Consider the following 26,060-nt stretch of genomic DNA (forward strand, 5'->3'; position numbering starts at 1 on the left):
GATTTAACGGGTTTATATTTTCTGCCCGCAAAACCCCAAAAAAAAGCTCGCGATCGGAATGGGCCGATCACGAGCGATTCAGCCTGTCGGCTGAAGAGGAGATGTCAGGTTTAAGCTTACGGCTTGCATCCGTTTTGGACTATCGGGGCTTTCCTTATTTTCAGTTGGCAATACCGTAGAGAGGCAAGCGCAAGCTACGCCCGGCTACCTGGCCGGGCGAATGGCCGTCACCACCGGCGACATGCCGCTTCCCTTCAGATCGAACGACACTTGATCGCCGACTTTGACGCCCTTGAGCAACTTCTCATCCGACACCTTGAAAGCCATCGTCATCGCCGACCAGTTCAGTTCCTTGATCGGTTGATGAGACAGAATGATGGTGTTCTGTTTGGTGTCGATATCTTTGACGACGCCAACGCCGTGCGCAACTTTTTCGGCCGAGTCGCTCTTGCCCATATTCATGTTTCCCATGTCGGCGGCGAAAGCGGAGGATGCTCCAACGGTGGCAAAGGCAACGAAGGAGGCAACAATAAAGCAATTTTTCATGATGATTTTCCTTTCAGGTTAAAAGATGAATCAAGCCTGCGCGGCTTCAGGTTGACGGCCGCGCATCAGGCGATATGCGGCCGGGATGACAAACATGGAGAGCAAGGGGGCGGTGATCATGCCGCCGACCATGGGCGCGGCAATGCGGCTCATGACTTCGGAGCCGGCGCCGCTGCCCCATAAAATAGGAATCAACCCGGCCAGGATGACGGCGACGGTCATCGCCTTGGGACGAACGCGAAGCACGGCGCCTTCCCGGATCGCATCCTCAAGAACGGCTGTCGTCAGTGTTGTTCCGGATCTTTGCCGGGCGGCAGCAGCTTGCTTCAGATAAAGCAACATGACCACACCAAATTCGGCAGAGACGCCCGCCAGCGCAATGAATCCGACGCCGGTGGCAACCGACAGGTTGTAACCCTGCAGGTAGAGGAACCAGATGCCGCCGACCAGTGCGAATGGCAAGGACGCCATGATCAGCGCAGCTTCGTCGATGCGCCGGAAGGTCAGGTACAGCAGCACAAAGATGATCAGCAGTGTCGCCGGCACCACCAGCTTCAGGCGTGCGTTGGCACGCTCCAGATACTCGAATTGTCCCGAGTAGGCAATGCTCAGCCCCGGCGCCAGTTTCACTTTTGCCGCCACCGCGGTGCGCAGATCGGCAACGACGGAAGCCAAATCCCTGTCCCGGACATCGACATAGATCCAGCCGCTCGGCCGTGCATTTTCGCTTTTCAGCATCGGTGGTCCGTCGCTGATTTTCAACTTGGCGACGGTTCCCAGGGTGATCTGCTGGCCGCTTCCGGTCAGGATCGGCAAGTCGCGCAGTTTTTCCAGCGAGTCCCGGATTTCCCTTGGGTAGCGAACGCTGATGGGGTAACGCGCCAGCCCCTCGACTGTTTCGCCCACGTTTTCGCCGCCGATCGCCGAGGACACGATGCTTTGCACGTCGGCGATGTTGAGTCCGTAGTTGGCGGCCGCAGATCGGTCAATGTCGACATCCACGTAGCGTCCGCCGCTGAGACGTTCGGCGAGTGCTGAACTGACTCCGGGAACCTGCCTGGCGACCTGCTCGATCTGTTGTGCCGTCTTGTCGATATCGGCAAGGCTGGTTCCGGATACCTTGACGCCGATCGGACTTTTAATCCCGGTGGCCAGCATGTCCAGGCGATTGCGGATGGGAGGAACCCAGATGTTCGACAAACCAGGGACTTTGACTACACGGTCAAGCTCATCGATCAATTTTGCCGGCGTCATGCCGGGGCGCCATTGATCGCGTGGCTTGAACTGGATGGTGTTCTCGAACATCTCCAGCGGCGCCGGATCGGTCGCACTTTCAGCCCGGCCGGCTTTGCCGAAAACGCTGGCGACTTCCGGAACGGTCTTGATCAGGCGATCGGTCTGTTGCAGCAACTCGGATGCCTTGGACGCGGACAAGCCCGGCAAGGCGGACGGCATGTAGAGCAAATCGCCTTCATCCATCTGCGGCAGGAACTCGCCGCCCAATCGGCTGATCGGCCACAGCGTCGTCAGCAAGGCCAGTCCGGCAATGACCAGCGTCGTTTTCGGGCGGCGCAGGACGGCCTCCAATAAAGGTCGATAGCAACGAATCAGCCAGCGGTTCAGCGGATTGCTGTTTTCCGAGGGGATGTTCCCGCGGATCATGTAGCCCATCAGGATAGGAATCAGCGTCACGGACAAGCCCGCAGCGCCGGCCATGGCATAGGTCTTGGTGAACGCCAGGGGGCCGAACAGGCGTCCCTCCTGCGCCTCCAGCGTGAATACCGGAATGAACGACAAGGTGATGATCAGCAGGCAAAAGAACAAGGTCGGCCCGACCTCGGCCGCCGCGTCGCCGATCACGCGCCAATGCGCCTCGCCTTGCAATGATTGCCCCGGATGTTCGTGCTTCCACGCTTCGATATGCTTATGGGCGTTCTCGATCATGACAACGGCAGCGTCGACCATGGCGCCGATCGCGATGGCGATCCCACCCAGCGACATGATGTTGGCGTTGACGCCCTGATAGCGCATCACGATGAAGGCAATCATGACGCCGAGCGGCAAGGACACAATCGCCACCAGTGCGGAGCGGAGATGCCACAGGAACAGGCCGCACACCACCGCGACGACGATGAATTCCTCGAGCAATTTGTGCGACAAGTTGTCGATGGCGCGGTCGATCAATTGACTGCGGTCGTAGACCGGAACGACCTCGACGCCGGACGGAAGGCTCTTCTTAAGTTCTTCCAGTTTGATCTTGACCGCGGCAATGGTGTCGCGCGCATTCTTGCCGGAGCGCAGGATGACGACGCCGCCGACGGTTTCACCCTGGCCGTTCAGTTCTGCAATGCCACGCCGCATCTCCGGCCCCAGTTGGATGCTCGCGACGTCGCCCAATTTGACCGGCACGCTGTTTTGTCCCGTCGCCAACGGGATGTTGCGAAAATCCGCCAGCGTCTTCAGATAGCCGGAAGCTCGCACCATGTATTCGGTTTCCGCCATCTCCAGCACCGAACCGCCGGTTTCCTGGTTGGCTTTCCTGATCGCGTCGACGACTTTGTCTTGCGTGATGCGGTAGGCTGCCAGCTTCACTGGATCGAGCACGATCTGATATTGCTTGACCATCCCGCCGACCGTCGCCACTTCGGCCACGTTGGGCAAGCTCTTGAGCTCATATTTCAGGAACCAGTCCTGCAGGCTGCGCAGCTGGGCCAGGTCGTGCTGGCCGGTCTTGTCGACCAAAGCATACTCGTAGATCCAGCCGACTCCGGTGGCGTCCGGCCCCAGGGATGCCTTGGCCGAAGCCGGCAGGCGGCCTTGAACCTGGTTGAGGTATTCCAGCACCCGGGAGCGGGCCCAGTACATGTCGGTGCCGTCCTCAAACAGGACATAGACGAAGGAATCGCCAAAGAAGGAGTAGCCGCGCACGGTCTTCGCTCCAGGCACCGACAGCATGGTGGTCGCCAGCGGATAGGTCACCTGGTTCTCAACGATCTGCGGCGCCTGGCCGGCATAGCTGGTGCGGATGATGACCTGGACATCCGACAGATCCGGCAATGCATCCACCGGCGTCGTCTTCAGCGCCCAGACACCCCATGCCGCGAGGAACAGGACGGCAAGCAAGACCAGAAAACGGCTCGCAATCGACCATTTGATGAGTTTCTCTATCATGGTGCGCTCCGATCCAGCTTCTCGATCACGTAGTCGCCGTTCTTTTCGCGGAAGCTGAAATGCACGCTGTCGCCGGTCTTGAGGCCTGACGCCATATCGGGGCGCGCCAGTTTGAACGTCATCGTCATCGGCCCCCAGCCCAGCGAGGGAACAGGACCATGCGAGAGCGTGATATCGGCTCCCTTGAGCGATTCGATTTTCCCGGTAGTGTTGTTGAGGGCGGCCTGAGTGGCATCAGCGACAGAAGACGGCGATGTATTCAATCTCGTCAACACGCCTTTGAGGCTGGCCTCGGAATCGATCAGGAATTGCCCCGATGTGACAACCTGCTGTCCCTCGGTGAGGCCGTTCAATACGACACTCTTGCCGTCGGCCTCCTGGCCAAGCTGCACTTCGACCGGCTGATAACGTCCATCGCCCGTGGCGACCAGCACGACATTGCGTGTGCCGGTGCGGATGACTGCTTCGGATGGAATCGACAGGCTTTGCGTTGCCTTGCCTGCGCCCAAACTGATCTGGGCATACATGCCTGGCTTCAACCTGCCGTCGCGGTTGGGTAATTCGGCGCGCACCCGGAGCGTACGGCTGTCTGCGTTGGTTTCCGGCAGGACGGCAAGGATCTTTCCGGTGAAGTTTTCGCCCGGATAGGCAGAGAAATAGGCGACCAGCTTGCCGCCGGCATTGACCTGCCCGGCCTGCGCCTCAGGAATGGCTGCTTCCAGCCACACGGTATCCAGACCGTTTATCCTTGCCAGCGGAGCGCCTGCCGTTACCGTCATCCCGCTTCTGATATCAAGCGTCTGAATCAGGCCTGCGATGGGAGCGGTAATCGTGACAATGGTTTGGGGGCGGCCGTTCTTTTCGACGCGGCTGATCAGATCGCTGCTCATCCCGAGCAGGTGCAGACGCTCGCGGGCGGCCTGGATCAATGCTGTATCGTTTGTTTTAAGGACCGCCAGAAACTCGGCCTGTGCACCGGCCCATTCGGGAATCAGCAAATCGACCAGCGGCGCGCCGCGTGCGACCACATCGCCAGGGGCTCTTGCATAGACGCGCTCCACGAAACCACTGCTGCGGGACTGTACAATCGCGACCTGACGGTCATTCAACTGCACGCTGGCGACAGCGCTCAACGTTGCCGACAAGCTGCCTCGCTCCACTTTCGCGGTGCGCATTCCCAGATTCTGAACGACGCCCGCATCGATCCTGACGCCGGCGCCGTCTGCTTGCTCGTCGGCGTATTTGGGTACCAGCTGCATATCCATGAAAGGCGACTTGCCCGGCTTGTCGAAGCGTTGGTTCGGCATCATGGGGTCGTACCAATAGAGCGCCTTGCGCTCCGCCTGCCTGGCCTGGTCTGTTGTCTCTCCATGCATGGCCGGCATGGCGTCAGTACGGTGAGCGAGCAAGTAACCGCTTGCTCCGCTCACAGCAGCCACAGCCGCCATCAGTACGGCGACTTGATAGGTATTTTTCTTCATTGCAGATTCTCTCCATAAGCAAAATAGAGCTGTGCGGCCATCGCCGTGCGCTGCGCTTCTATCTCGATGATTTTCAGACGCTGATCGACGATTTCACGGCGCGCAGCCAGTACCGCAGTCAAATCGTTTTTACCCGCGCGATAGCCGGCGTACTGAAGATCGAGCTTCTGCTGTGCCAGCGGCAACGTGGTCTGATTGGCGCGCTCCAGTTGGCGGGTCAAGGTCTGGTAGTCGGCGAGATCGTTTTCCAGTTCGTTGGTGTGATCGCGCAGCATGGCTTCGCGGTCTGCATCGATCCGATACAGCTCCTGCTGTTTGGCGGCAATGCGCGGATCCTGTCGGGTTGAGGGCGAGACAGGAATCTCAAACGTGAATTGGACGGAGACCATGTTGCCGAAGCGCGCATCGCGTCGCTGGTAGGCCAGCTCCACGCCCCAGTCTGATTTCTTCATGGCTTGCGCTTCGCGGACCTCGGCTTCTGCCTTGCGTGTTTCGGCGGCAAAGGCTTGCAGTTCCGGATGCTGGTGCAGGTGATTGCGCAGATGCTCCGCATCGATGTTCAGAACGGGCAAGGCGTCGACCAGCGGCTCATCCGCCTCACCGCCTACATAACGGCGCAAACCGGCCTTGGCTTTGACCAGATCCCGGATCAGATCGTCGCGGCGATCGGCCAATTGCGCCGCCTCCTGTTTCGGCATGACGCTATCGGCAGCTTGGGTGTGACCGGATGCGACCTGGGCGCGTACCGCATCTGACAAAAGCAGATTCTCTTTGTCCAGGCTATCGAACAGCGAGATCTTGCGCTCCAGATAGTAGCGATTGAGCCATGCCAGGGCAGTCGCCCGGCGCAATTTCAAACGCTCGACCTGCCGTTGTGCTTCGGCGGTTTCGATGGAAGCTTCGGCTACCGCCACACGGGCCTGGCGTTTCGCCGCATTGGGAAACTCCTGCATGACGCCGATCTTTTGCATCGTCATTGAGTCGGCATTAAGCCGCCCCCGATCCGGGCCGGAGACGGGATAGTTGTCGATGCCGGCAAAGATTTTCGGATCAGGCAAAGCGCCGGCGGGTATCGCGGACGATTGCGCTGCCTGGATTTGCGCCCTGTTGGAGGCAAGGTTGGGAGACTGACGCTCGGCAATGTCGAGCGCAGCGTTAAAAGACAAGGGGCCGGCTTGGGCAAGACCGGCCATCCCTGCGAGCAAAGCAAGCAAGGCGGTAGATATCCTTCGAAGGGACATGTGTTCACTCCATAGCGTGACGGCGCGCACGAAGGCACGCAAACAATCGCCCGGCAGCTAGGCCGGACGCATCAACGAATCAATGAGATTTAGAGCGAACGAGGGGGGCGCCACAACCCGGACGGGTCGTGAGAAGGCAGAAACGATTCAGGCAGCAATGCAACGGTGTCGATCAGCGGCAGGATCAAGGTATTGATATCGACGGAAGATGTCGTCGATGGAAAAACCTGGCAAATCTTGCAGGCGTCGCCCATCTTGCACGGCGCCGTCGATTTGGAGGACGGGTCGGAATCCGACATGGCCATCACACAAGTCTCATCCGCAGCGCTCGCGGATGACGCCATTTCCGTAGAGACAGAATTGGTGCGCATCGTTTCGACCATGCGCACCGCTGCCAGCCCCTCAAGGGGAATGGCAATGGCCAACAGCAGGATCAGAAATGTACGCAGCATTTTCATGAACCGGATTATAGACGATGTTTTATTGGGCGATCTGGGGAAGTGTTGCATCGGGATTTGAGAAGCGTCAGATCGACAGAGAGCAATCGAATCAAAAAACGCCCCGCAACGACAACGTTGCGAGGCGTTTTATTTCAAGTCGCAGACGCACTCCGGCGTTTTCTGCCAGGCAGCCAGGCACGCAAGCGGTTACGCCAAGATGGCGTTTGCCGGTTCGCATCGCCATCATCGGAATCCGATGCATGCGCCAAGCGATACAACAAGGGAAGCACCAGCAAGGTCAGCAGGGTCGACGACAGGATACCGCCGATCACCACGGTCGCCAGCGGGCGCTGCACCTCGGCTCCGGTGCCGGTTGCCAGCGCCATTGGCACGAAGCCCAGCGACGCCACCAGCGCTGTCATCAGCACCGGCCGCAAGCGCGTCATGGCGCCTTCGAAGATGGCCTCGTCGAGCGAGCGGCCTTCTTCGCGCAGCGTACGGATGAAGGCGATCATCACCAGCCCGTTGAGTACTGCAACACCGGACAAGGCGATGAAGCCGACCGCCGCCGAGATCGACAACGGGATGCCGCGCATGGCCAGCGCCAGCACGCCGCCGGTCAGTGCGAACGGGATGCCGGTGAACACCAGCAAGCCATCCTTGACGTTGTTGAACATCGCAAACAGCAGCACGAACACCAGCAACAGCGCGACGGGTACGACGATCTGCAGGCGTTGCGTGGCCGATTGCAGATTCTCGAACTGACCGCCCCAGGCGGTCCAGTAGCCGGCCGGGATTTTCACCTGTGCGCTGATCCGGCTTGCCGCATCGTCGACGAAAGAACCGAGGTCGCGGCCGCGCACGTTGGCGCTGACGACGATGCGGCGCTTGCCGTTTTCGCGGCTGACCTGGTTCGGTCCCGGCGCGATGTCGAAGTCGGCCACTTCTCCCAGCGGGATGTAGCTGAGCTTGCCGTCGGCATGCGGTCGCGGGATTGGCAGGCGTTTGATGGCGTCGAGGTCGTTGCGCTCGTGTTCCGGCAGGCGCACGATGATGTCGAAACGGCGGTCGCCCTGGAACAGCGTACCGGCTTCTTTGCCGCCGACGGCCATCGCCACAGTGTCTTGCACGTCGCCGATGTTGAGGCCGTAGCGCGCCGTTTTCTCACGGTCGATCTTCACCGTCAGCATCGGCAGGCCGGTCGATTGCTCGACCTTGACTTCGGTTGCGCCGGCGACCTTGCCCAGGACGCCGGCGATGCTGGCCGCGGTGTCGTTGAGCACTGCCATGTCGTCTCCGAAGATTTTTACCGCCACGTCGCTGCGCACGCCCGAGATCAGTTCATTGAAACGCAACTGGATCGGTTGCGAAAACTCATAGCTGTTGCCGGGCAGCGCCGCCACCGCATCTTGAATGGCGTCCTGCAATTGCGCCTGCGTCTTCCTCGGTTTAGGCCATTCATCTTGCGGCTTGAGCATGATGTAACCGTCCGAGATATTCGGCGGCATCGGGTCGGACGCTACCTCGGCGGTGCCGGTGCGGGCGAACACGCGTTCGATCTCGGGGAATTTATCCTTGAGCGTGCGTTCCAGCTGCTGCTGCATTTCCACCGATTGCGTCAGGCTGGTGCCGGGGATGCGCAAGGCTTGAATCGCGAGGTCGCCTTCATTGAGGATGGGCACGAACTCGCTGCCCAGTTTTGTCCCGAGCAGGCCGCACAGCACGATGACGGCCGCCGCCAGCGACAGCACGATCGGCTTGTTGCTCATCGAGCGCTGCAGCAGGGGCGCGTAGCTGCGCTTGGCAAAGCGCATCAGCGCGTTTTCCTTTTCGTCGACCTTGTCGCCGATGAACAGGGCGATCGCTGCCGGGATGAAGGTCACCGACAAGATCATCGCACCCAGCAAGGCCGCCACCACCGTGAACGCCATCGGCTGGAACATCTTGCCTTCCACGCCGGTGAGCGCGAACATCGGCAGGTAGACGATCATGATGATCAACTGGCCGAACAGCAGCGGCCGGCGCGCTTCGCGCGAAGCGGCGAACACTTCGTGGTAGCGTTCGCTGCGCGTCAGCGGACGTCCGTGATGCTGCTGCGCATGCGCCAGGCGCCGCACGCAGTTTTCCACGATCACCACGGCGCCGTCGATGATGATGCCGAAGTCGAGCGCGCCGAGACTCAGCAGGTTGGCGCTCACATGGTTGGACACCATGCCGGTGAAGGTGAACAGCATCGCCAGCGGAATCACCGTCGCCGTGATCACTGCCGCCCGGATATTGCCGAGGAACAGGAACAGCACCGCAATCACCAGCACCGCGCCTTCGATCAGGTTTTTCTTGACGGTATTGATGGCCTTGTCGACCAGCACCGTGCGGTCATACACGGTGACGGCCTGCACGCCTTCCGGCAGCGAACGGTTGATTTCGATCATCTTTTTGTCGACCGCCTGCGAGACCGTGCGGCTGTTCTCGTCGATCAGCATGAAGACGGTGCCCAGCACCACTTCGCGGCCGTTCTCGGTGGCGGCGCCGGTGCGCAGTTCACGGCCGATGCCGACCTCCGCCACATCGCGGATGCGGATCGCCACGCCTTGCACGCTGCTGAGGACGATGTTGCTGATATCGTCAATGGACGCCACCTGGCCCGGTGCGCGGATCAGGTATTGCTCGCCGCGCTTTTCGATGTAGCCGGCGCCGACGTTGGCGTTGTTGCGTTCCAGTGCGGTCGCCACGTTTTGCAGCGTGAGGCCGTAAGAGGCCAGCTTGGCCGGCGAGGGCGCAACGTGGTATTCCTTGGCGTAGCCGCCGATCGAATTGATCTCGGTCACGCCGGCGACGTTGCGCAGCTGCGGCTTGATGATCCAGTCCTGGATCTCGCGCAGATCGGCCGGCGAGTAGGGCGTGCCGTCGGCTTTTTTCGCGCCGTCTTTGGCTTCGACCGTCCACAGGTAGATTTCGCCGAGGCCGGTCGAGATCGGCCCCATCGCGGGATCGATGCCGGACGGCAGCTTGCTGCGCGCTTCCTGGATGCGTTCGTTGACCAGCTGGCGCGCGAAGTAGATGTCGGTGCCGTCCTTGAAGATGACGGTCACCTGCGACAAACCGTAGCGCGACAGCGAGCGCGTCTGTTCCAGATTGGGCAGGCCGGACATGACCGTCTCGATCGGGAAGCTGATGCGCTGCTCGGTCTCCAGCGGCGAGTAGCCCGGTGCGGAGGTATTGATCTGCACCTGCACGTTGGTGATGTCGGGGACGGCGTCGATGGGCAGCTTCTGGTAGCTGTAGACGCCGTAGGCCGCCATGCCGAAAACGGCCAGCATGACCAGCCACCGGTGCTCGATGGCGAAGCGGATGATGCGTTCAAACATGAGTGTGTCCTTCTCGCGGGAGGTGGGCGATATCCTTGCTGACTATGTTTGTCGGGAAATTAATGGGCATGTTCGGCGCTCCCTTTACCCAGTTCCGCCTTGATGACGAAGCTGCCGGCGGTCGCGTAGACGTCGCCGGACTTGAGGCCTTTCAATATCTCCACGCGTTTGCCGTCGTTGCGTCCGAGCGTGACTTCCTGTTTATTGAAACCGCCGGGCGTGCGCACGAAGACCACATTCTTTTGTTCCACCGACTGAACGGCGTCGGCGGCGATTGCCAGCGGCACGTCCGTTTCCTGCGCCAGCACGTCGATGTTGACGAACAGGCCGGGACGCCAGGCATTGCCCGGATTAGGCAGCACGACGTGGGCTTTGGCAGTGCGGGTCTGTTCACCCAATAGCGCGCCGACATAGGCGATCTTGCCGACGGCGCTGGAGGCGAATGCGGTGGCGTTGACGGTGACGTTTTCGCCGACGCGCACGGCGTTCATGTCGCGGGCGGCGACCGTAATCTCGGCCCACACGCTGGACAGGTCGGAGATCGTGAAGACGTTGGCGTCTTCCTTCACCGCTTCGCCCAGCGCCAGGTGCTTTTCCACCACGATGCCGTCGAAAGGCGCCCGGATTTCATAGCGGTTCAGTCCGGACAATGCGCTGCCTGCGCCGATGGCAGCCAGTTTCTGTTGCGCGTTGCGTACGGCGATCTCGGCTTCCTTCAGCGCTTGTCCGGCTTGCAGGTAATCCTGTTCGGCGGAGATTTTTTCCTGCCACAAGGTTTTCTCGCGTGCATGGGTCGATTGCGCCAGGGCCAGCCGTTGCTGTGCGCTCAGCAGTTCGCTGCGCTGTTCGGACACCGTGCTGCTGCTGACGACGGCGAGCACTTGTCCTTTCTTCACTTGCTGGCCGAGATTGGCACTGACCGATTCGACCACGCCGTTGACCTTGGGGACGACGTGCGCCGTGCGGTCCTGATTGAAGCGGATCTCGCCGGGCAGTTGCAGGCTGGTGCGGATGCGGCCCGGCGCAGCGGTGTCGAGCACGATGCCGGCGGTTTTCAGTTGCGCTTCGCTGAAGGCGATCGCGTTTTCTTCGTCATGGTCATCGTGGCCGGCTTCCTTGTGTTCATCTTCTTTGTGCTCGTCCTTGGCATTTTTTTCTACGTCGTGATCGTGCCCGCTTTCAGCGTGCGCATCGGCCTGTGTCGCTTTGCCGGAACCGCTGAGCATGATCAGCGCAGCCAGCAGCGCTGTAATGGCCGCAATCGCGGCGATGGTGAGTTTCTGTTTCTTGGTCATGATGGCGTCTTGTTATCCGGTTATGGGTTGGGGGCGGCGGAGCCGAGCAGGCGCTCCAGATCGGCCGAGGACAGGTGCGCGTCCGAGAGTGCGCGCAGGTATTGCGAGCGCGCCTGGAACAAGGTGCGCTGGGCGTCGAGCACTTCCAGGAAATTGAACTTGCCGAGTTCGAACCCCTTGCCGGCGGCGGCGTAGGCGCTTTGCGCGCCGGGCAGGATGTCGCTGTGTAGGACGGCGACTTCGGCATGGGCGTTGCGCAGTTTTTCATAGGCTTGCGCGATGTCGGTGCGCACGCGGGTCTCCGCAGCGGCCAGTTCGTCGCGCGCCTTGTCGGTGCGGCGCAGGGCTTCTTCCAGGTTGCCGCGATTGCTGTCGAAGAAAGGCAGCGACATCGACACGCCGACCACCCACATGCTGCGGCCGGCTTCTTCGTCGCGCTTCCGGCCCAGGCTCAGCGTGGCGTCGGGAATGCGCTTGCTGCTTTCGATCTTGCTCAGGGCCTGGCGGCGTTCGACTTCGATCCGGGCCAGCCGCAGTTGCGGCGCGTCGGCGCTGCGCTCCGCAACGTCGGCGATGGCCGGCAGCGGCGGCAATTGCCCGGCGGCGCCTTCGGCCAGCGTGAAGCGCGGCTGGGCATTGCCCCACAGGCCGGCGAGGCGGCGGCGCGCGAGGTCGAGTTCGCCGTCGGCCTGGCTCAGTTCGAGCCGTGCAGAGGTAGCGGCGACGCGCGCTCGCGTTTCTTCGACCGGCGAGATCTTGCCGGCGGTGACGCGACGGCCGGTGGCGTCGGCGGCGCTGCGCGCGAGCTCGGCGGACTCCTGCGCCAGGCGTCGGCGTTCTTGCGCGGTCAGCACGGCGAAGAACGCGGATGTGGCGGCGATGCGGATTTCATCGCGCCGGATCGCCAGCTCGATGCGGGCGGCGTCGCGCGAACGTTCGGCGGCGCTGATACGGGTGGCACGCTTGCCGCCGAGTTCAATTGGCTGGTTGAGCTGGATGGTGGTGGTGCGCGTACTTTTGCGCGTGTCTTCCATCAGCGTCGACAGTTCGGGATTGGGACGCGCGCCGGCTTGCGTGACGGTGGCGTCGACCGCCTCAAGTTCGTGCCGGGCGGCGGACAGTTCAGGATTGTTGTCGAGCGCGAGCGCGACGGCGCTGCTTAGCGTGATGGGCGTTGCCGCCTCCTGCGCATGCGTGTAGACCGGACAGGCGAGCAGAAGCGCCAGTCCGAGCGGATAGAAACGGGTGTACATCGAATTCTCCGGATGAAAGGGATGGAATTCGGCGAGCGGTCAGCGGTGGTGAGGAAAGGGAAAGACGGCTCGCCGGCGCAGAAGCTGTTCAAGGTCTGTAGCGAGAAGCCATCAACTGGCGGCGTCCGGAGCGGAGCTCAGTTGAAACCCTTGGAATGTACTTGAGTACATGAGAATTTCGAGCACCGGACGACGCCAGATCATGGCTTCGCAGCAAGACCTTGAGCAGGTTCTCAGGCGGCGAGCATCCAGTCGGGCTCTTCGGGGGATTCTCCGATATAGGAGAGATAGCGGGCAGGCGTTGAGGCGGTGAAGCTGTCGTTTTCAGCGGCGGCGGGCGCCCAGGACACCAGCGGATTCATCGGCTTGCTGCAGGAGAAATGGCAAACGCTGCAATCGGCGTCGTCGCCTTCGCTCAGTTTCTTTTCCGGCGCCTGATCTTGCTTGCTGCCTGCGTCGGCAGTATCGGCAGTATGGTGACCGATATGCTGTGTGCTGCTCTCAGTTTCATGCTGGCAATACGATGCGACCGCGGCCCAGGAGAACTGGAACGGCAGGAGCAGCAGCAGGAAAATGATCAGGTAGCGTCGCATGGCGCGGCAATTATAGCCGTACTTGTCGGGAGGGCGCGCAAATCCGATGCCGGCGATAGCGGAGCGTCGAATGATGAATGTGTGCTGGCTGAGGCATTCGCTTTGACGAGTAAATAGAAAATTCGCGATTAAAAGAAGGGTTTTCAATCTCTTACAACTGCGTCGTCAACACGCGTCGCCGAGGCATCGTTGTTGGTCCAGTCCTTGGGAGCGGCGCAGCGCACTGCAATGCAAGAGATGTCTCTCAGGCAAGGCGTCGGTTGTCTGAATTGTTCAGGTCAATCGACATGTTCGTTATTTTTCGAAGGTAAATCATGCATTACATTTTGATGTTCATCGTTGGCATTGTCGCCGGCGCGATCGCTCGCCTTGTCGTACCGGGGAGCGAGCATTTCGGCATCTTGCTGACCGGGGTCTTGGGTATCGTCGGTTCGTTCGTCGGCGGCCTGATCGCCCGTCTGTTCAGCAGGCCGGTCGATGGCGCGTTGTTCCATCCGGCAGGCCTGGTCCTGTCGGTGATCGGTGCGGTGGTGGTGCTGGTGGGCTATAACCACTTTCTCCGTTGATGGGCAATTGATCGCGTTGTTGTTTCCGGCAGAGTGATGAAAAACGCCCCCTGGCGCGATTGCCAGGGGGCGTTTTCATTCATGCAACGAACAGGCTGTTTTAGGCCGGCGCTCTCGCTGCGCGACGGTCCAGCAGCGCCGATGTCAGCACCGTCAGGAAACCCAGCACCGACACGCCCGCACCCAGCAGCGGCAAGTCGGTCAACGGCAAGCCTGCCGAAATCGCCAGGCCGCCCAGCCAGGCGCCCGTCGCATTGCCCACATTGAAGGCGCCTTGGTTAAGCGTGGAAGCCAGGTTCGGCGCATCCTTGGCCTTGTCCAGCACGCGGATCTGCGCCGCCGGCACGACCGCAAACGAGAAGGCGCCCCAGACGAACATGGTGATCAGCGTCGGCAACTGGTAGTGGCTGCTCCACGAGAATTGCACCAGGATCAGCGCGATGCAGACGAACATCGAAAACAGCACCGGCATCAGGCGCCAGTCGGCAAGGCGTCCGCCGATCAGGCCGCCGACCGTGATGCCCGCGCCGAACAGCAGCAGCACCCAGCTTTCCTGATGCGCTGTGAAGCCGGTGACGTCGAGCAGGATGTAGGCGATGTAGGTCAACACGCTGAACATGCTGACCGAGGCCAGCGTGCTGGTCAGCAGCGCCAGTTGCACTTGCGGATGAATGATGGCGCGGAATTCCTTGAAGATGCTGCCGCCTTGCATGGCGATCTTCTTCGGCAGGCATACCCACAGCATGATGACGGCAGCCAGGCCGATCAGCGTGATTGCGCCGAAGGTCGAGCGCCAGCCGGCGGCGTGGCCGAGCGCGGTGCCGAAGGGCACGCCGAGGATGTTGGCGACGGTCAGGCCGGTGAACATCAGCGCCACGGCTTGCGCGCGCTTTTCACGCGGCACCAGCTCGGCGGCGACCACGGCGCCGATGCCGAAGAAGGCGGCGTGACAGAACGCCGTCACCACGCGCGCCACCATCAGGAAATTGTAGTTGGGCGCAATCGCACAGAGCACGTTACCGAGGATGAACAGGCACATCAGGCCGACCAGCGCACGCTTGCGCTGCCACTTGGCGGTGAGGATCGCCAGCACCGGCGCGCCGGCCGCCACGCCCAGGGCATAGCCGGACACCAGCATGCCTGCCGCCGGCGCAGAGACGCCGAGGTCGCGCGCGACATCAGGCAACAGCCCCATGATCACGAATTCTGTAGTGCCGATGCCGAAGGCGGCCACGGCGAGGGCGAAGAGGGGCCAATGCATGCTGGAGAAATCCTGTTGAAATACTACGGAGGGAAAACCGCTATTTTACGTGGCTGCGGCCCGGTCTGCTGAGCAGATGCGGGCCGCATGGATGAAATATATTGAAGAGCGCGGTGTGATCTCGAAGAGACCGAAACTTGTTCGTGGTCCGTAGCGAGGGAGCGTCAGCCGCCGCCGACCGGAGCGGAGGAACCGGAGTGTACATTTAGTACACGAGGATTCCGAGCACCGTACGGCGGTGGATCACGCTTCCGCAGTAGGACCACGGACAAGTTTTACCATTCGGCGAAGCTGCCGTCTTTATGTCTCCAGATCGGATTACGCCAGCGGTGACCGACTTCCGCACGCTGCTTCACATACTCTTCATTGATTTCGATGCCCAACCCCGGACCGTTCGGGATGGTCACATAGCCATCCTTGTAGCTGAACACTTCCGGCTTGGTGACGTAGTCGAGCAAGTCGTTGCTTTCGTTGTAATGAATGCCGAGACTCTGTTCCTGGATGAACGCGTTGTACGAAATCGCATCGACCTGCAGGCAGGCCGCCAGCGCAATCGGTCCGAGCGGGCAGTGCAGCGCCAGCGCGACGTCGTAGGCTTCGGCCATGGTGGCGATCTTGCGCGTCTCGGTGATGCCGCCGGCGTGCGAGACGTCGGGCTGGATGATGTCGACATAGCCTTCGCTGAGGATGCGTTTGAAATCCCAGCGTGAGTACAGGCGTTCGCCCAGCGCAATCGGTGTGGCGGTCAGGTGGGCGATTTCCTTTAGGGCTTCGTAGTTTTCGCTCAGCACCGGTTCTTCGATGAACATCAGCTTGTACGGCTCCAGTTCCTTGATCAGGACTTTGGCCATCGGCTTGTGCACGCGGCCGTGGAAGTCGACGCCGATGCCGATGTTCGGGCCGACGGCGTCGCGCACGGCGGCGACGTTGGCCAGCGTGGCTTCGATCTTGTCGTAGGTGTCGATGAATTGCAGTTCTTCGGTGCCGTTCATCTTGACGGCGGTGAAGCCGCGCGCCACCGCATCCTTGGCGGCCTTCGCGGTGTCGGCCGGACGATCGCCGCCGATCCACGAATACACGCGGATGCTGTCGCGCACCGGGCCGCCCAGCAATTCGCTGACCGGTACGCCGAGCGCCTTGCCCTTGATGTCCCACAAGGCCTGGTCGATGCCGGCCAGCGCGCTCATGTGGATCGCGCCGCCGCGATAGAAGCCGCCGCGATAGAGCACGGTCCAGTGGTCTTCGATGTGGCGCGGGTCTTTGCCGATCAGGTAGTCGGCCAGTTCCTCGACGGCGGCGGCGACGCTGTGCGCACGGCCTTCGACGACCGGCTCGCCCCAGCCGACGATGCCTTCGTCGGTTTCAATCTTCAGGAAGCACCAGCGCGGTGGAACGATAAAGGTGGTCAGTTTGGTGATTTTCATCGGAGAGATATCCGTTTCTCTGAGTAGCGCCCGGCCATGGTCGATGGCTAGGCTGGTTAAATGCTTGGCCGGCCCCGGCTCCGGCTGTTGCTGCGGCTGCTGTTATTCGTTTACTTCACGCTGGCTGCGGCGCGGGTTTGCCAGGCGCTGACGAAGGCTTTGGCGTTTTCGCCGACGGCGGCGGCTGTCAGGCCTGGTTTGTACAGCGCCGAGCCGAGGCCGAAGCCGGAGGCGCCGGCATCGATAAAGACCGAGACGCTGCTCGGCAGGATGCCGCCCACCGGCAGCAGCGCCACCGATGCCGGGATGACTGCGCGCCAGGCCTTGACCACGTGCGGCCCGAGCTGCTCGGCCGGGAACATTTTCAGCACGTCGGCGCCGGCGGCCAGCGCGGCAAAGGCTTCGGTGACCGTCGCCACGCCGGGCGCGCAGCACAGGCCGGCTTCCTTGGCGGCGCTAATGACGCGCGCGTCGCTGTGCGGCATGACGATCAGTTCGCCGCCGGCTTCCTTGACCTGCAACACGGCTTCGGGACTGAGCACGGTGCCGGCGCCGATGATGCAATCGGCCGGCAATGCGCGGCGCAGTGTGGCGATGCTTTGCAGCGGCTCCGGCGAATTGAGCGGTACTTCGATGATGCGAAAGCCGGCTTCATACAGGGCGTGCCCGATGGCTTCGACTTCATCGGGACGCACGCCGCGCAGGATGGCGATCAGGCCGCAGTCTCTGAGCGCGTGTTGGAAAAGATTCTTCAGCATGGTTCTGCTTTCTGGATGACGAAATGGGTAGCGCAATGTGATCGGGTAATCAGGCAATCAAGCCGGCGTGCTGGGCCAGTTTCCACAGGCCGTGTTCGGTTGCCGCCTCGGCGATCTCCGCCTGCGTGACGCCGTACAGCGCCAGCACCTGGAGATAGCGCCGGCACAGCATGTCGTCGCCGATCAGGGCGATGCGCGCTTGCAGGCGACCGTCGACCAGCGCCAGCAGCGCGGCGATTTCGTGACCGATCAGCAGACCCGACAAATAATCGGCCTGGGCGCGCGGCGACAGTTCGCCGGTCAGGCCCAGGGTGCGGCTGCTGAAAATGTTCGACAGCATGCCGGCGCGGCCGTCGGCGGTTTTCGCCACGCCTGCGCCGCGCAGGAAGGCCGCGTCGTCAGGTGCGCCGTCGCGCTGCATGGTGCGGCCGAGAATGGTGTGGTTGGACAGCGCGGCATACATCTCGCCGGTCATGAAGGTGTCGAAATGCGTGATGCGGCGACCGGCCACATGCACCCATTTTGAATGCGTGCCGGGCAGGCCGATCAGGATGTCTTCCACCTGCAACTGGTCGAGGATGCCGGCGACCTGCGTCTCTTCACCGCGAATCACATTGGGCAGGGCCGAGCGTTCGAGCAGGCCGGAGACGATGTGCAGCGGCGTGCCGAGGCCGGTGTCGACGGCGGTCAGCGATTTTCCGATGTCGCTCACGGCCAGCGGCACGTCGAGATACGGCGCTTCGCGCCAGCCTTGTTTGCTGCCGACCATGCCGGCTGCGATCAGCGGCGTGCCGGGCGCTGCGCGCAGCCAGTCGCCGCAAGCGGCTTGCAACGCGCGCCGGAAGCCGGCGTCAGTACGGTCGTCCGCATCACCTTCTGCGGGCGGCAGATTCATGATGCCCCACGGCAGCGCGCGTTTGTCGACGACCTTGCCTTGCTTGTCGAAACGATAGGCGCGCAGGGAGGACGTACCCCAGTCGAGCGCGATCAGGCCGGTGGATGAAGAGGTTTGCATTGCAGATGTCATGTTCAGAGTTCGCTCACCTTGAAATGGGTGAGCAGTTGCATGGATGCGCCGGGAACCAGGTTGACCAGGCCGTCGCGTGCAGGCATGTGGAAGGCGTCGATGGGATGGGTGATCGGTTCCAGGCAGAAATAGTCGAGGCCGGGCGGGCGGTACATCAGGCTGTAGCCCTTGCAGTTTTGCATGCGCATTTCGATGCGCAGGCCGCGGTCGGGATAGTCGATGCGGGAGACGCCGTCCCAGCCGGTGAAGCAGTTGTCGATCAGCGGCCCGTCGGCGGGGAAGTCGACCGGCGCAAACGCGTTGTAGTCGAAGGTCGCGGGAAAATCCCGCGTATGCCCGGTCGGGATCGGATCGTTGCCGCACAGCCAGACGCCGTCGGCGCGCGATTGCAGCCGCGTCGCCGCATTGCGCGGAAAGTAAGGATGCAGGCCGAGGCCGAAGGGCAGTTCGTCGGCGCCGCGATTGGTGACCTGCAGGTCGATCTCCAGGCCGTCGTCGTGCAGGGTCAGCGTCTGCGTCGCGGAATAGGTGTAGGGATCGCCGTCATATTGTTCCGAGCTCAGCGTCAGCACCACGCTATTGTCAGTGTAGGCCTCGGCCTGCCACGCCTGCAGCCAGCCATCGCCATGGATGGGATAGTTTTCGCCGGCGCGATTTTGCAGCACCGGATAGTGCATGCCCTTGTGCATGAAGCCGCCTTCGGTGATGCGATTGGACCAGGGCACCAGCGGGAAGCAGGCCGTTGTATAAAGATCATCGCCGCCGGCCCAAGGGCGGAACAGCGGCGTCCACTGACCGCGCCACTGCAGATCCCAGGCCGCCACGCTTGCTCCCAGGGCCGGCAATACGCTCAGGCGTTGCCGTCCGGATTGCAGGGTGAGCGTCTCGATAGCGGACGCGCCGCCGCGCTGCGGTGCTGGTGATGTGGTCATGGCTTCTCGGTTGCTTGTCTCGATTATTCAGGCGGATGCTGTGCGGTCTGCTCCGCTTCGTCTTGAGTGGCCCTTGGTCAGGCGTCAGGCCGAACAAAAACAGGGCCGATCCTAACATTCGCTACTGATGCGGAATAATGAAAAATTAGTAAAGATTGATATCAAAAACGATCTGACTTTCCACATCCCGTTCCGGATGTAGTCAGGTAAAGCGTCATGCCTGTTTCAGTATCGGAAAGCGCGAAAAATTCATTGGATAGATATTTCTCACGCTCCTAATATTGACCGGCACATATCGCTGCACGCCAGGTGCAAGCGAAGACGCAAAACACGGCGCAACCATCGGTTCACCCTCGCTCCGACAGCGCCGGATACCAATAAAAACAGATCGTGTTGATAAACATAATTGGAGACAACGCAATGAAAATGACACGCAGAACACTGCTGGGCGCCGCCGTTTGCATGACTTTGGGCTGGGGCGTCATGTCCTCCGCCATGTCGGCGGACAAACCGCTGACAATCGGCTTCTCGCAAGTCGGCGCCGAAAGCGAATGGCGCACCGCCAACACCGTTTCGATCAAGGATGCCGCCAAGAAGGCCGGCGTCAACCTGAAGTTCGCCGATGCGCAGCAAAAGCAGGAAAACCAGGTCAAGGCGATCCGCTCCTTCATCGCGCAAAAGGTCGACGTGATCGCCTTCTCGCCGGTGGTTGAGTCGGGCTGGGACACCGTCCTGCGCGAAGCCAAGGCCGCCAAGATCCCGGTCATCTTGACTGACCGCGCCGTCAACGTCACCGACAAGTCGCTGTACGTGACCTTCATCGGTTCCGATTTCGTCGAAGAAGGCCGCCGCGCTGCACGCTGGCTGCTGGACCGCGCCAAGACCATGCCTGCCGGCGAGATCAATATCGTCGAGCTGCAAGGCACGGTCGGCTCGGCGCCTGCGATCGACCGCAAGGCCGGTTTCGAGCAAGAAATCAAAGCCAATCCGAACCTGAAGATCATCCGCTCGCAAACCGGCGATTTCACCCGCGCCAAGGGCAAGGAAGTCATGGAAGCCTTCCTCAAGGCGGATGGCAAGAAGATCAACGTGCTCTACGCGCATAACGACGACATGGCCATCGGCGCCATCCAGGCGATCGAAGAAGCCGGCCTGAAACCGGGCAAGGACATCCTCGTGATCTCCATCGACGGCGTGAAGGGCGCGTTTGAAGCCATGATGGCCGGCAAGCTCAACGTCACCGTCGAGTGCAGCCCGCTGCTCGGACCGCAACTGATGTCGATCGCCAAGGACGTGAAGGCCGGCAAGGAAGTGCCGAAGCGCATCACGACCGAAGAAGGCGTATTCCCGGCGGAAGTGGCCGCCAAGGAATTCCCTAACCGTAAATATTGATCAGTAGCGGTTCAGGTACTAATCTGAACCGATGTTGATCGTATCGCCGGGAGCGGCGACGCTCCCGGTCTTGTTCTCCTCCTCTGGAGTATCCCCCTGGGCCTTGAGGGTCTGACACCATGCCGTTGATTTCGCATTGACCGCATCCTGTCGTCGGTATGGTGTCAGGCCTTCATTAAAAAGGCTTTACGCGGCGAGCTTAAGTTTTAGGTTCGCCGCCTTTTCTTTTCTGGAAACGTCCATGTCTGGAGTTGCCATGTCTGCCGCAACCAGTGTTGCCACCACTGCCGAACCGGCGCTGGAACTGATCGGTATCTACAAAGCATTCACCGGCGTCAAGGCCCTGACCGATGTCGGCCTGCGCCTCTATCCCGGCGAAGTCCATACCCTGATGGGGCAAAACGGCGCCGGCAAGTCAACCCTGATCAAGGTACTGACCGGCGTGTATACGCCCGACAGCGGCCACATCCTGCTCCAGGGCCGCGCGATCCAGCCGGGTTCCACGCTGGAAGCGCAACAGCTCGGCATCAGCACGGTGTATCAGGAAGTGAATCTGTGCCCGAACCTGTCGGTGGCCGAGAATATCTTCATCGGCCGCTATCCGCGCAAGTGGGGCGGTTTCGGTCCCATCGACTGGGCCACCATGCACCGCCGCGCCACCAAGCTGCTGGCCAAGCTCGATTTGCATATCGACGTGCAAAAGCCGCTGTCTTCGTATCCGCTGGCGATCCAGCAGATGGTGGCGATTTCGCGCGCGGTGAGCGTGTCGGCCAGCGTGCTGATCCTCGACGAGCCCACCTCCAGCCTGGACGAAGCGGAAGTGCAGCTGCTGTTCAAGGTCTTGCGCAGCCTGCGCGACGAAGGCATGGCGATCCTGTTCGTGACGCACTTCCTCGACCAGACCTACGAAATTTCCGACCGCATCACCGTGCTGCGCAACGGTGTGCGCGAAGGCGAATACGCCGCCAGCGAATTGTCGCGCCTTGATCTGGTCAACAAAATGGTCGGCGTGCAGATTGATGCCACCGCCGCCGGCAATGTCCTGGCCGCCAACGCCGCCATCACGCCGGCCGCCGGCGATGGCGAAGTGTTTTTGCAGGCGCGCGGACTGGGCCGCAAGGGCGCGCTGGCGCCGCAGGATCTGGCGTTGCGCGCCGGCGAGGTGTTCGGCCTGTGCGGCCTGCTCGGCTCCGGCCGTACCGAAATGGCGCGCTTGCTGTTCGGCGCCGACAAGGCGGACAGCGGCACTATCAGCATCAAGGGGCAGGGGGTGAAATTCTCCACGCCGCGCGACGCGATTGCGGCGGGCATCGGCTTCTGCTCCGAAGACCGCAAGAAAGAGGGCGCGATCCTGGAGCTGTCGGTGCGCGAAAACATCATCCTCGCGCTGCAGGCGCGCAACGGCCTGCTGCATGTGATTCCGCGCAAGCGCCAGCAGCAGATCGCCTCCGATTACGTCAAATGGCTGGGCATCAAGACGCCCGACATCGACACGCCGATCGGTTCGCTGTCCGGCGGTAACCAGCAGAAAGCCTTGCTGGCGCGCTGGCTCGCGACCGATCCCGACATGCTGATCCTGGATGAGCCGACGCGCGGCATCGATGTGCGCGCCAAGCAGGAGATCATGGATTTCGTCATGGCGCTGTGCCACAAGGGCATGGCGATTCTTTTCATTTCTTCCGAAATACCCGAAGTCCTGCGTTGCAGCGACCGCATGCTGGTGTTGCGCGATCGTGAGGGCTGCGGCGAATACCTGCGCGGCGAGCTTGACGATGCGTCGGTGTTGCAGGTGATTGCGGGAGAAACAGCGTGAGCGCATCAATGAATTCAAATCTGGTTTCCGGGCAGGACAAGAACGATGCTGCCGGCTGGCGCGTTCTGCAGGGCTTGCGACATCCGTTGGCGCGTCCTTTGGGGGCGCTGGCGGTGCTGTTGCTGATCGACTTCTTCATGATCCCGGGCTTCTTCCGCATCGAGCTCAAGGACGGCCATCTGTACGGCAGCGTGATCGACATCGTCAACCGCGCGGCGCCGCTGATGCTGGCGGCGCTGGGCATGACGCTGGTGATCGCCACGCGCGGCATCGATATTTCGGTGGGGGCGGTGGTGGCGATTTCCGGTACGGTCGCGGCGATGCTGATCGGCGGCACCATGGTGATGAACAACGGCGTGCAGGAATATGCCAGCAATATCCCCATGGGCTGGGCGATTGCCGCCGCGATGGGAGCGGCAATCCTGTGCGGCGCGTGGAACGGCCTGCTGGTGGCGACCCTGGGTCTGCAACCGATCATCGCCACGCTGATCCTGATGGTGGCCGGGCGCGGACTGGCGCAGCTGATGACCGACGGCCAGATCATTACTGTGTACTACAAGCCGTTCTTCTATCTCGGCAGCGGCTATCTGTTCGGGCTGCCGTTCTCGCTGTTCATTGTGGCCGGGATGTTCGTCGTGCTGGCGCTGCTGATGCGCAAGACGGCGCTGGGCCTGTTCATCCAGTCGGTCGGCATCAACCCGGTGGCGTCGCGCCTGGCGGGGATCCGTACGGCGGCGCTGATCTTCTTCGTCTACATCTTCTGCAGCGCCTGCGCCGGCATGGCGGGGCTGATGATCAGCGCCAACATCAAGAGCGCCGACGCCAACAACGCCGGCCTGCTGTTGGAGCTGGACGCCATCCTGGCCGTGACGCTGGGCGGCACTTCGCTGGCCGGCGGCAAGTTCAGCCTGGTCGGCAGCGTGATCGGCGCGCTGATCATCCAGGCGCTGACCTACACCATCTATTCGCTCGGTGTGCCGCCGGAAGTCAACATGGTGGTCAAGTCGGTGGTGGTGTTCCTTGTGTGCCTCTCGCAGTCGCCCGAGTTCCGCCGCCTGCGTTTGTTCAAATCCGGCAACCAAGCCTAAGCATTCAGGAAAAATCATGAAGAATTTTCGTTCCTTGCTGGCGACGCCTTACTTCACGTCGCTGGTCACCGTCGCCTTGCTGGTGGTGTTGTTTGCGATGGGCTCGGTCGCCTATGACGGTTTCTTTTCGGCGCAGGTGGTGCTCAACCTGCTGATCGACAACGCTTTCCTGCTGGTGATCGGTATCGGCATGACCTTCGTCATCCTGTCCGGCGGCATCGATCTGTCAGTCGGTTCGGTGCTGGCGCTGACGACGATGATCTCGGCTTATCTGCTGCATGCGTGGCACTGGCATCCCTTGTTGGTGATCGTCTGCGTGCTGGTGCTGGGCGGCGTGTTCGGCGCGGCGATGGGCATGCTGATCCATTTTTTCAAGCTGCAACCCTTCATCGTCACGCTGGCGGGCATGTTCCTGGCGCGCGGCTTGTGTTATCTGATCAGTATCAATTCCATCACGATCGACGATCCCTTGTATGTGGCGATGTCGCAGACGCGGCTGGAGTTCGGGTTCGGCGACGCCTTCGTCTCGCCCAGTGTGGTGATCGCGGTGCTGATGCTGGCGCTGGCGATCTATCTGGCGCATTTCACGCGTTTCGGCCGCGCTGTCTATGCCATCGGCGGCAACGAGCATTCGGCCCTGCTGATGGGCTTGCCGGTCGGCCGCACCAAGATCGCGATTTACGCCTTCAGCGGTTTCTGCGCGGCGCTGGCGGGTGTATTGTTCTCGTTCTATATGTTGTCCGGCTACGGTTTGCATGCCCAGGGCACCGAACTGGACGCGATCGCGGCAGTGGTGATCGGCGGCACCTTGCTGACCGGGGGCTACGGCTACGTGGCGGGAACGCTGACCGGCGTGCTCATTTTGGGCGTGATCCAGACTTTGATCGCCTTTGACGGCACGCTGAGCTCGTGGTGGACCAAGATTGTGATCGGGGTGCTGCTGTTCGTGTTCTGCCTGGCGCAAAGGTTGATGTCGCTGGGCGCGGCCAAGGCGTCAGATGCGAATAGCGGCGGCGGTTCCGTCAAACCGGCCGCGCAGGCAGCGTAAAAGAAAAACGCCGCAGACGCGAGTTGGAGAGAACTGCGGCGTTTGCGCAAAAAGTGATGCTGAAAACAATATTGGTTTCATGAAAAAAATCATTAGAAATGTATTGCTCTAATGGTTATCTTAGAGGCCTTGCAGAACATCGAGCGTTCCCCGCGCGTTTTGACATGTTTTGCATTGCCAGTAAAACAACAAACAACTTAGGAGACAGAAGTATGAAACTCAAATCGGTATTGGCCGGGCTGACACTCGGCCTGAGCATGGGTCTGATGGCTGTGAGCGCGCAAGTCAGCGCCCAGACCAAGGGCCTGATCGGGATCTCCATGCCGACCAAATCCTCGGCGCGCTGGATCGCCGACGGCAACAACATGGTCAAGGTATTCAAGGAAAAGGGCTACCAGACCGACCTGCAATACGCGGAAGACGACATCCCGAACCAGTTGGCGCAGATCGAGAACATGGTGACCAAGGGCGTGAAAGTCCTGGTGATCGCGGCGATTGACGGCACGACTTTGTCCGACGTACTGCAAAAAGCAGCCGACAAGGGCATCAAGGTCATCGCTTATGACCGCCTTATCCGCAACTCCAAGAACGTCGACTACTACGCAACTTTCGACAACTACCAGGTCGGCGTGCTGCAGGCTTCGTACATCGAAAAGGCGCTGGATCTGAAGGGCGGCAAGGGTCCGTTTAACATCGAACTGTTCGGCGGCTCGGCTGACGACAACAACGCCTTCTTCTTCTACAACGGCGCCATGTCGGTGCTGAAGCCATACATCGACAAGGGCAAGCTGGTCGTGCGCAGCAAACAGCTGGGCATGGACAAGGTGGCGACCCTGCGTTGGGACGGCGCGACTGCGCAAGCCCGCATGGACAACCTGCTGAGCGCTTACTACGGCAATGCCCACGTCGACGCAGTGCTGTCGCCGTATGACGGCATCAGCATCGGCATCATTTCCTCGCTCAAGGGCGTCGGCTACGGTACACCGAAGCTGCCGATGCCGGTCGTGACCGGCCAGGATGCGGAAGTGCCTTCGGTCAAGTCCATCATCCGCGGCGAACAGCGTTCGACCATCTTCAAGGACACACGTGAACTGGCCAAGGTCACTGTTTCCATGGTGGACTCCGTGTTGTCGGGCAAAGCGCCAACCATCAACGACACCAAGACCTATAACAATGGCGTCAAGGTTGTGCCTTCCTACCTGTTGAAGCCGGTCAGCGTCGACGCCAGCAACTGGAAAGAAGTGCTGGTCGGCAGCGGCTACTACACCGAAGCACAAGTTAAATAAATTCGGTAATTCCGATTAGTTTGTGTTGTTCGGTTTGTCGGCACTCAGGATCGGACACAATGAAACCCCGCGCCGTG

General features: G+C 61.2%; 20 protein-coding genes. 6 read left to right on the forward strand and 14 right to left on the reverse strand.

Annotated features, from left to right (window positions below):
• Nucleotides 1-204: 204 nt before the first annotated feature.
• The 9 genes from AKL25_RS14525 to czcI form a co-directional block, all read right to left on the reverse strand.
• On the reverse strand, nt 205-546 hold the full coding sequence (locus AKL25_RS14525; protein ID WP_050478411.1) for a copper-binding protein: 342 nt from the start codon (nt 544-546) through the stop codon (nt 205-207).
• A 30-nt stretch (nt 547-576) separates the two neighbouring features.
• Nucleotides 577-3,717, reverse strand: coding sequence for an efflux RND transporter permease subunit (locus tag AKL25_RS14530; RefSeq protein ID WP_050478412.1), 3,141 nt, complete (start codon nt 3,715-3,717; stop codon nt 577-579).
• Nucleotides 3,714-5,198 (reverse strand): efflux RND transporter periplasmic adaptor subunit, encoded by a 1,485-nt coding sequence (locus tag AKL25_RS14535; protein ID WP_050478413.1) that lies wholly within the window; start codon nt 5,196-5,198, stop codon nt 3,714-3,716. Before AKL25_RS14535 ends, AKL25_RS14530 begins: the two co-directional genes overlap by 4 nt.
• Nucleotides 5,195-6,439 carry a TolC family protein gene (locus AKL25_RS14540; protein WP_050478414.1) on the reverse strand — a complete coding sequence of 415 codons (1,245 nt, stop codon included), beginning with the start codon at nt 6,437-6,439 and terminating at the stop codon, nt 5,195-5,197. The genes AKL25_RS14535 and AKL25_RS14540 overlap by 4 nt, the downstream gene beginning before the upstream one ends.
• Before the next feature lie 89 nt (nt 6,440-6,528).
• A complete protein-coding gene (locus AKL25_RS24255; RefSeq protein ID WP_157050652.1) occupies nt 6,529-6,897 on the reverse strand; it encodes a hypothetical protein in 369 nt (122 codons plus the stop codon).
• Between the two features lie 134 nt (nt 6,898-7,031).
• The gene (locus tag AKL25_RS14550) at nt 7,032-10,247 is read right to left on the reverse strand and encodes a CusA/CzcA family heavy metal efflux RND transporter (RefSeq protein WP_050478416.1); all 3,216 of its coding nucleotides are present in this window, start codon (nt 10,245-10,247) and stop codon (nt 7,032-7,034) included.
• Between the two features lie 59 nt (nt 10,248-10,306).
• On the reverse strand, nt 10,307-11,542 hold the full coding sequence (locus tag AKL25_RS14555; RefSeq protein WP_050478417.1) for an efflux RND transporter periplasmic adaptor subunit: 1,236 nt from the start codon (nt 11,540-11,542) through the stop codon (nt 10,307-10,309).
• Nucleotides 11,543-11,562: 20 nt separating this feature from the next.
• Nucleotides 11,563-12,795: a TolC family protein gene (locus AKL25_RS14560; RefSeq protein WP_050478418.1), complete on the reverse strand. Its 1,233-nt coding sequence runs from the start codon at nt 12,793-12,795 to the stop codon at nt 11,563-11,565.
• Nucleotides 12,796-13,028: 233 nt separating this feature from the next.
• Complete coding sequence (gene czcI / locus AKL25_RS14565; protein ID WP_276203015.1) at nt 13,029-13,535, reverse strand: cation efflux protein, CzcI family; 507 nt, start codon at nt 13,533-13,535, stop codon at nt 13,029-13,031.
• Nucleotides 13,536-13,702: 167 nt separating this feature from the next.
• Between czcI and AKL25_RS14570 the strand changes: the two genes are divergently transcribed.
• Nucleotides 13,703-13,954: a GlsB/YeaQ/YmgE family stress response membrane protein gene (locus tag AKL25_RS14570; RefSeq protein ID WP_050478420.1), complete on the forward strand. Its 252-nt coding sequence runs from the start codon at nt 13,703-13,705 to the stop codon at nt 13,952-13,954.
• A gap of 100 nt (nt 13,955-14,054) precedes the next feature.
• Here the strand turns inward: AKL25_RS14570 and AKL25_RS14575 are convergent, their stop codons facing one another.
• The 5 genes from AKL25_RS14575 to AKL25_RS14595 all read right to left on the reverse strand — a co-directional run bounded on the left by AKL25_RS14575 (nt 14,055) and on the right by AKL25_RS14595 (nt 19,356).
• On the reverse strand, nt 14,055-15,215 hold the full coding sequence (locus AKL25_RS14575; protein WP_050478421.1) for an MFS transporter: 1,161 nt from the start codon (nt 15,213-15,215) through the stop codon (nt 14,055-14,057).
• Nucleotides 15,216-15,490: 275 nt separating this feature from the next.
• Nucleotides 15,491-16,639, reverse strand: a complete 1,149-nt coding sequence (gene dgoD / locus AKL25_RS14580; RefSeq protein ID WP_050478422.1) for a galactonate dehydratase — start codon at nt 16,637-16,639, stop codon at nt 15,491-15,493.
• 110 nt (nt 16,640-16,749) lie between these two features.
• Nucleotides 16,750-17,397 carry a 2-dehydro-3-deoxy-6-phosphogalactonate aldolase gene (locus tag AKL25_RS14585; RefSeq protein ID WP_050478423.1) on the reverse strand — a complete coding sequence of 216 codons (648 nt, stop codon included), beginning with the start codon at nt 17,395-17,397 and terminating at the stop codon, nt 16,750-16,752.
• Between the two features lie 49 nt (nt 17,398-17,446).
• Nucleotides 17,447-18,412, reverse strand: coding sequence for a 2-dehydro-3-deoxygalactonokinase (locus AKL25_RS14590; RefSeq protein WP_050478424.1), 966 nt, complete (start codon nt 18,410-18,412; stop codon nt 17,447-17,449).
• Between the two features lie 14 nt (nt 18,413-18,426).
• Nucleotides 18,427-19,356, reverse strand: coding sequence for an aldose 1-epimerase (locus tag AKL25_RS14595; RefSeq protein ID WP_050478425.1), 930 nt, complete (start codon nt 19,354-19,356; stop codon nt 18,427-18,429).
• Nucleotides 19,357-19,776: 420 nt separating this feature from the next.
• Between AKL25_RS14595 and AKL25_RS14600 the strand changes: the two genes are divergently transcribed.
• From AKL25_RS14600 to chvE, 5 genes are all read left to right on the forward strand, one after another.
• Nucleotides 19,777-20,748: an ABC transporter substrate-binding protein gene (locus tag AKL25_RS14600; RefSeq protein WP_050478426.1), complete on the forward strand. Its 972-nt coding sequence runs from the start codon at nt 19,777-19,779 to the stop codon at nt 20,746-20,748.
• A gap of 256 nt (nt 20,749-21,004) precedes the next feature.
• Nucleotides 21,005-22,561, forward strand: a complete 1,557-nt coding sequence (locus AKL25_RS14605) for a sugar ABC transporter ATP-binding protein (protein ID WP_050478427.1) — start codon at nt 21,005-21,007, stop codon at nt 22,559-22,561.
• Nucleotides 22,562-22,569: 8 nt separating this feature from the next.
• Nucleotides 22,570-23,649, forward strand: a complete 1,080-nt coding sequence (locus tag AKL25_RS14610; protein ID WP_050478428.1) for an ABC transporter permease — start codon at nt 22,570-22,572, stop codon at nt 23,647-23,649.
• Between the two features lie 16 nt (nt 23,650-23,665).
• Complete coding sequence (gene yjfF, locus AKL25_RS14615) at nt 23,666-24,697, forward strand: galactofuranose ABC transporter, permease protein YjfF (protein ID WP_050478429.1); 1,032 nt, start codon at nt 23,666-23,668, stop codon at nt 24,695-24,697.
• Nucleotides 24,698-24,909: 212 nt separating this feature from the next.
• Nucleotides 24,910-25,983, forward strand: coding sequence for a multiple monosaccharide ABC transporter substrate-binding protein (gene chvE / locus AKL25_RS14620; protein WP_050478430.1), 1,074 nt, complete (start codon nt 24,910-24,912; stop codon nt 25,981-25,983).
• Nucleotides 25,984-26,060 lie beyond the last annotated feature (77 nt).

Source organism: Herbaspirillum rhizosphaerae, from assembly GCF_001189965.1.
Lineage (GTDB): Bacteria > Pseudomonadota > Gammaproteobacteria > Burkholderiales > Burkholderiaceae_D > Herbaspirillum > Herbaspirillum rhizosphaerae.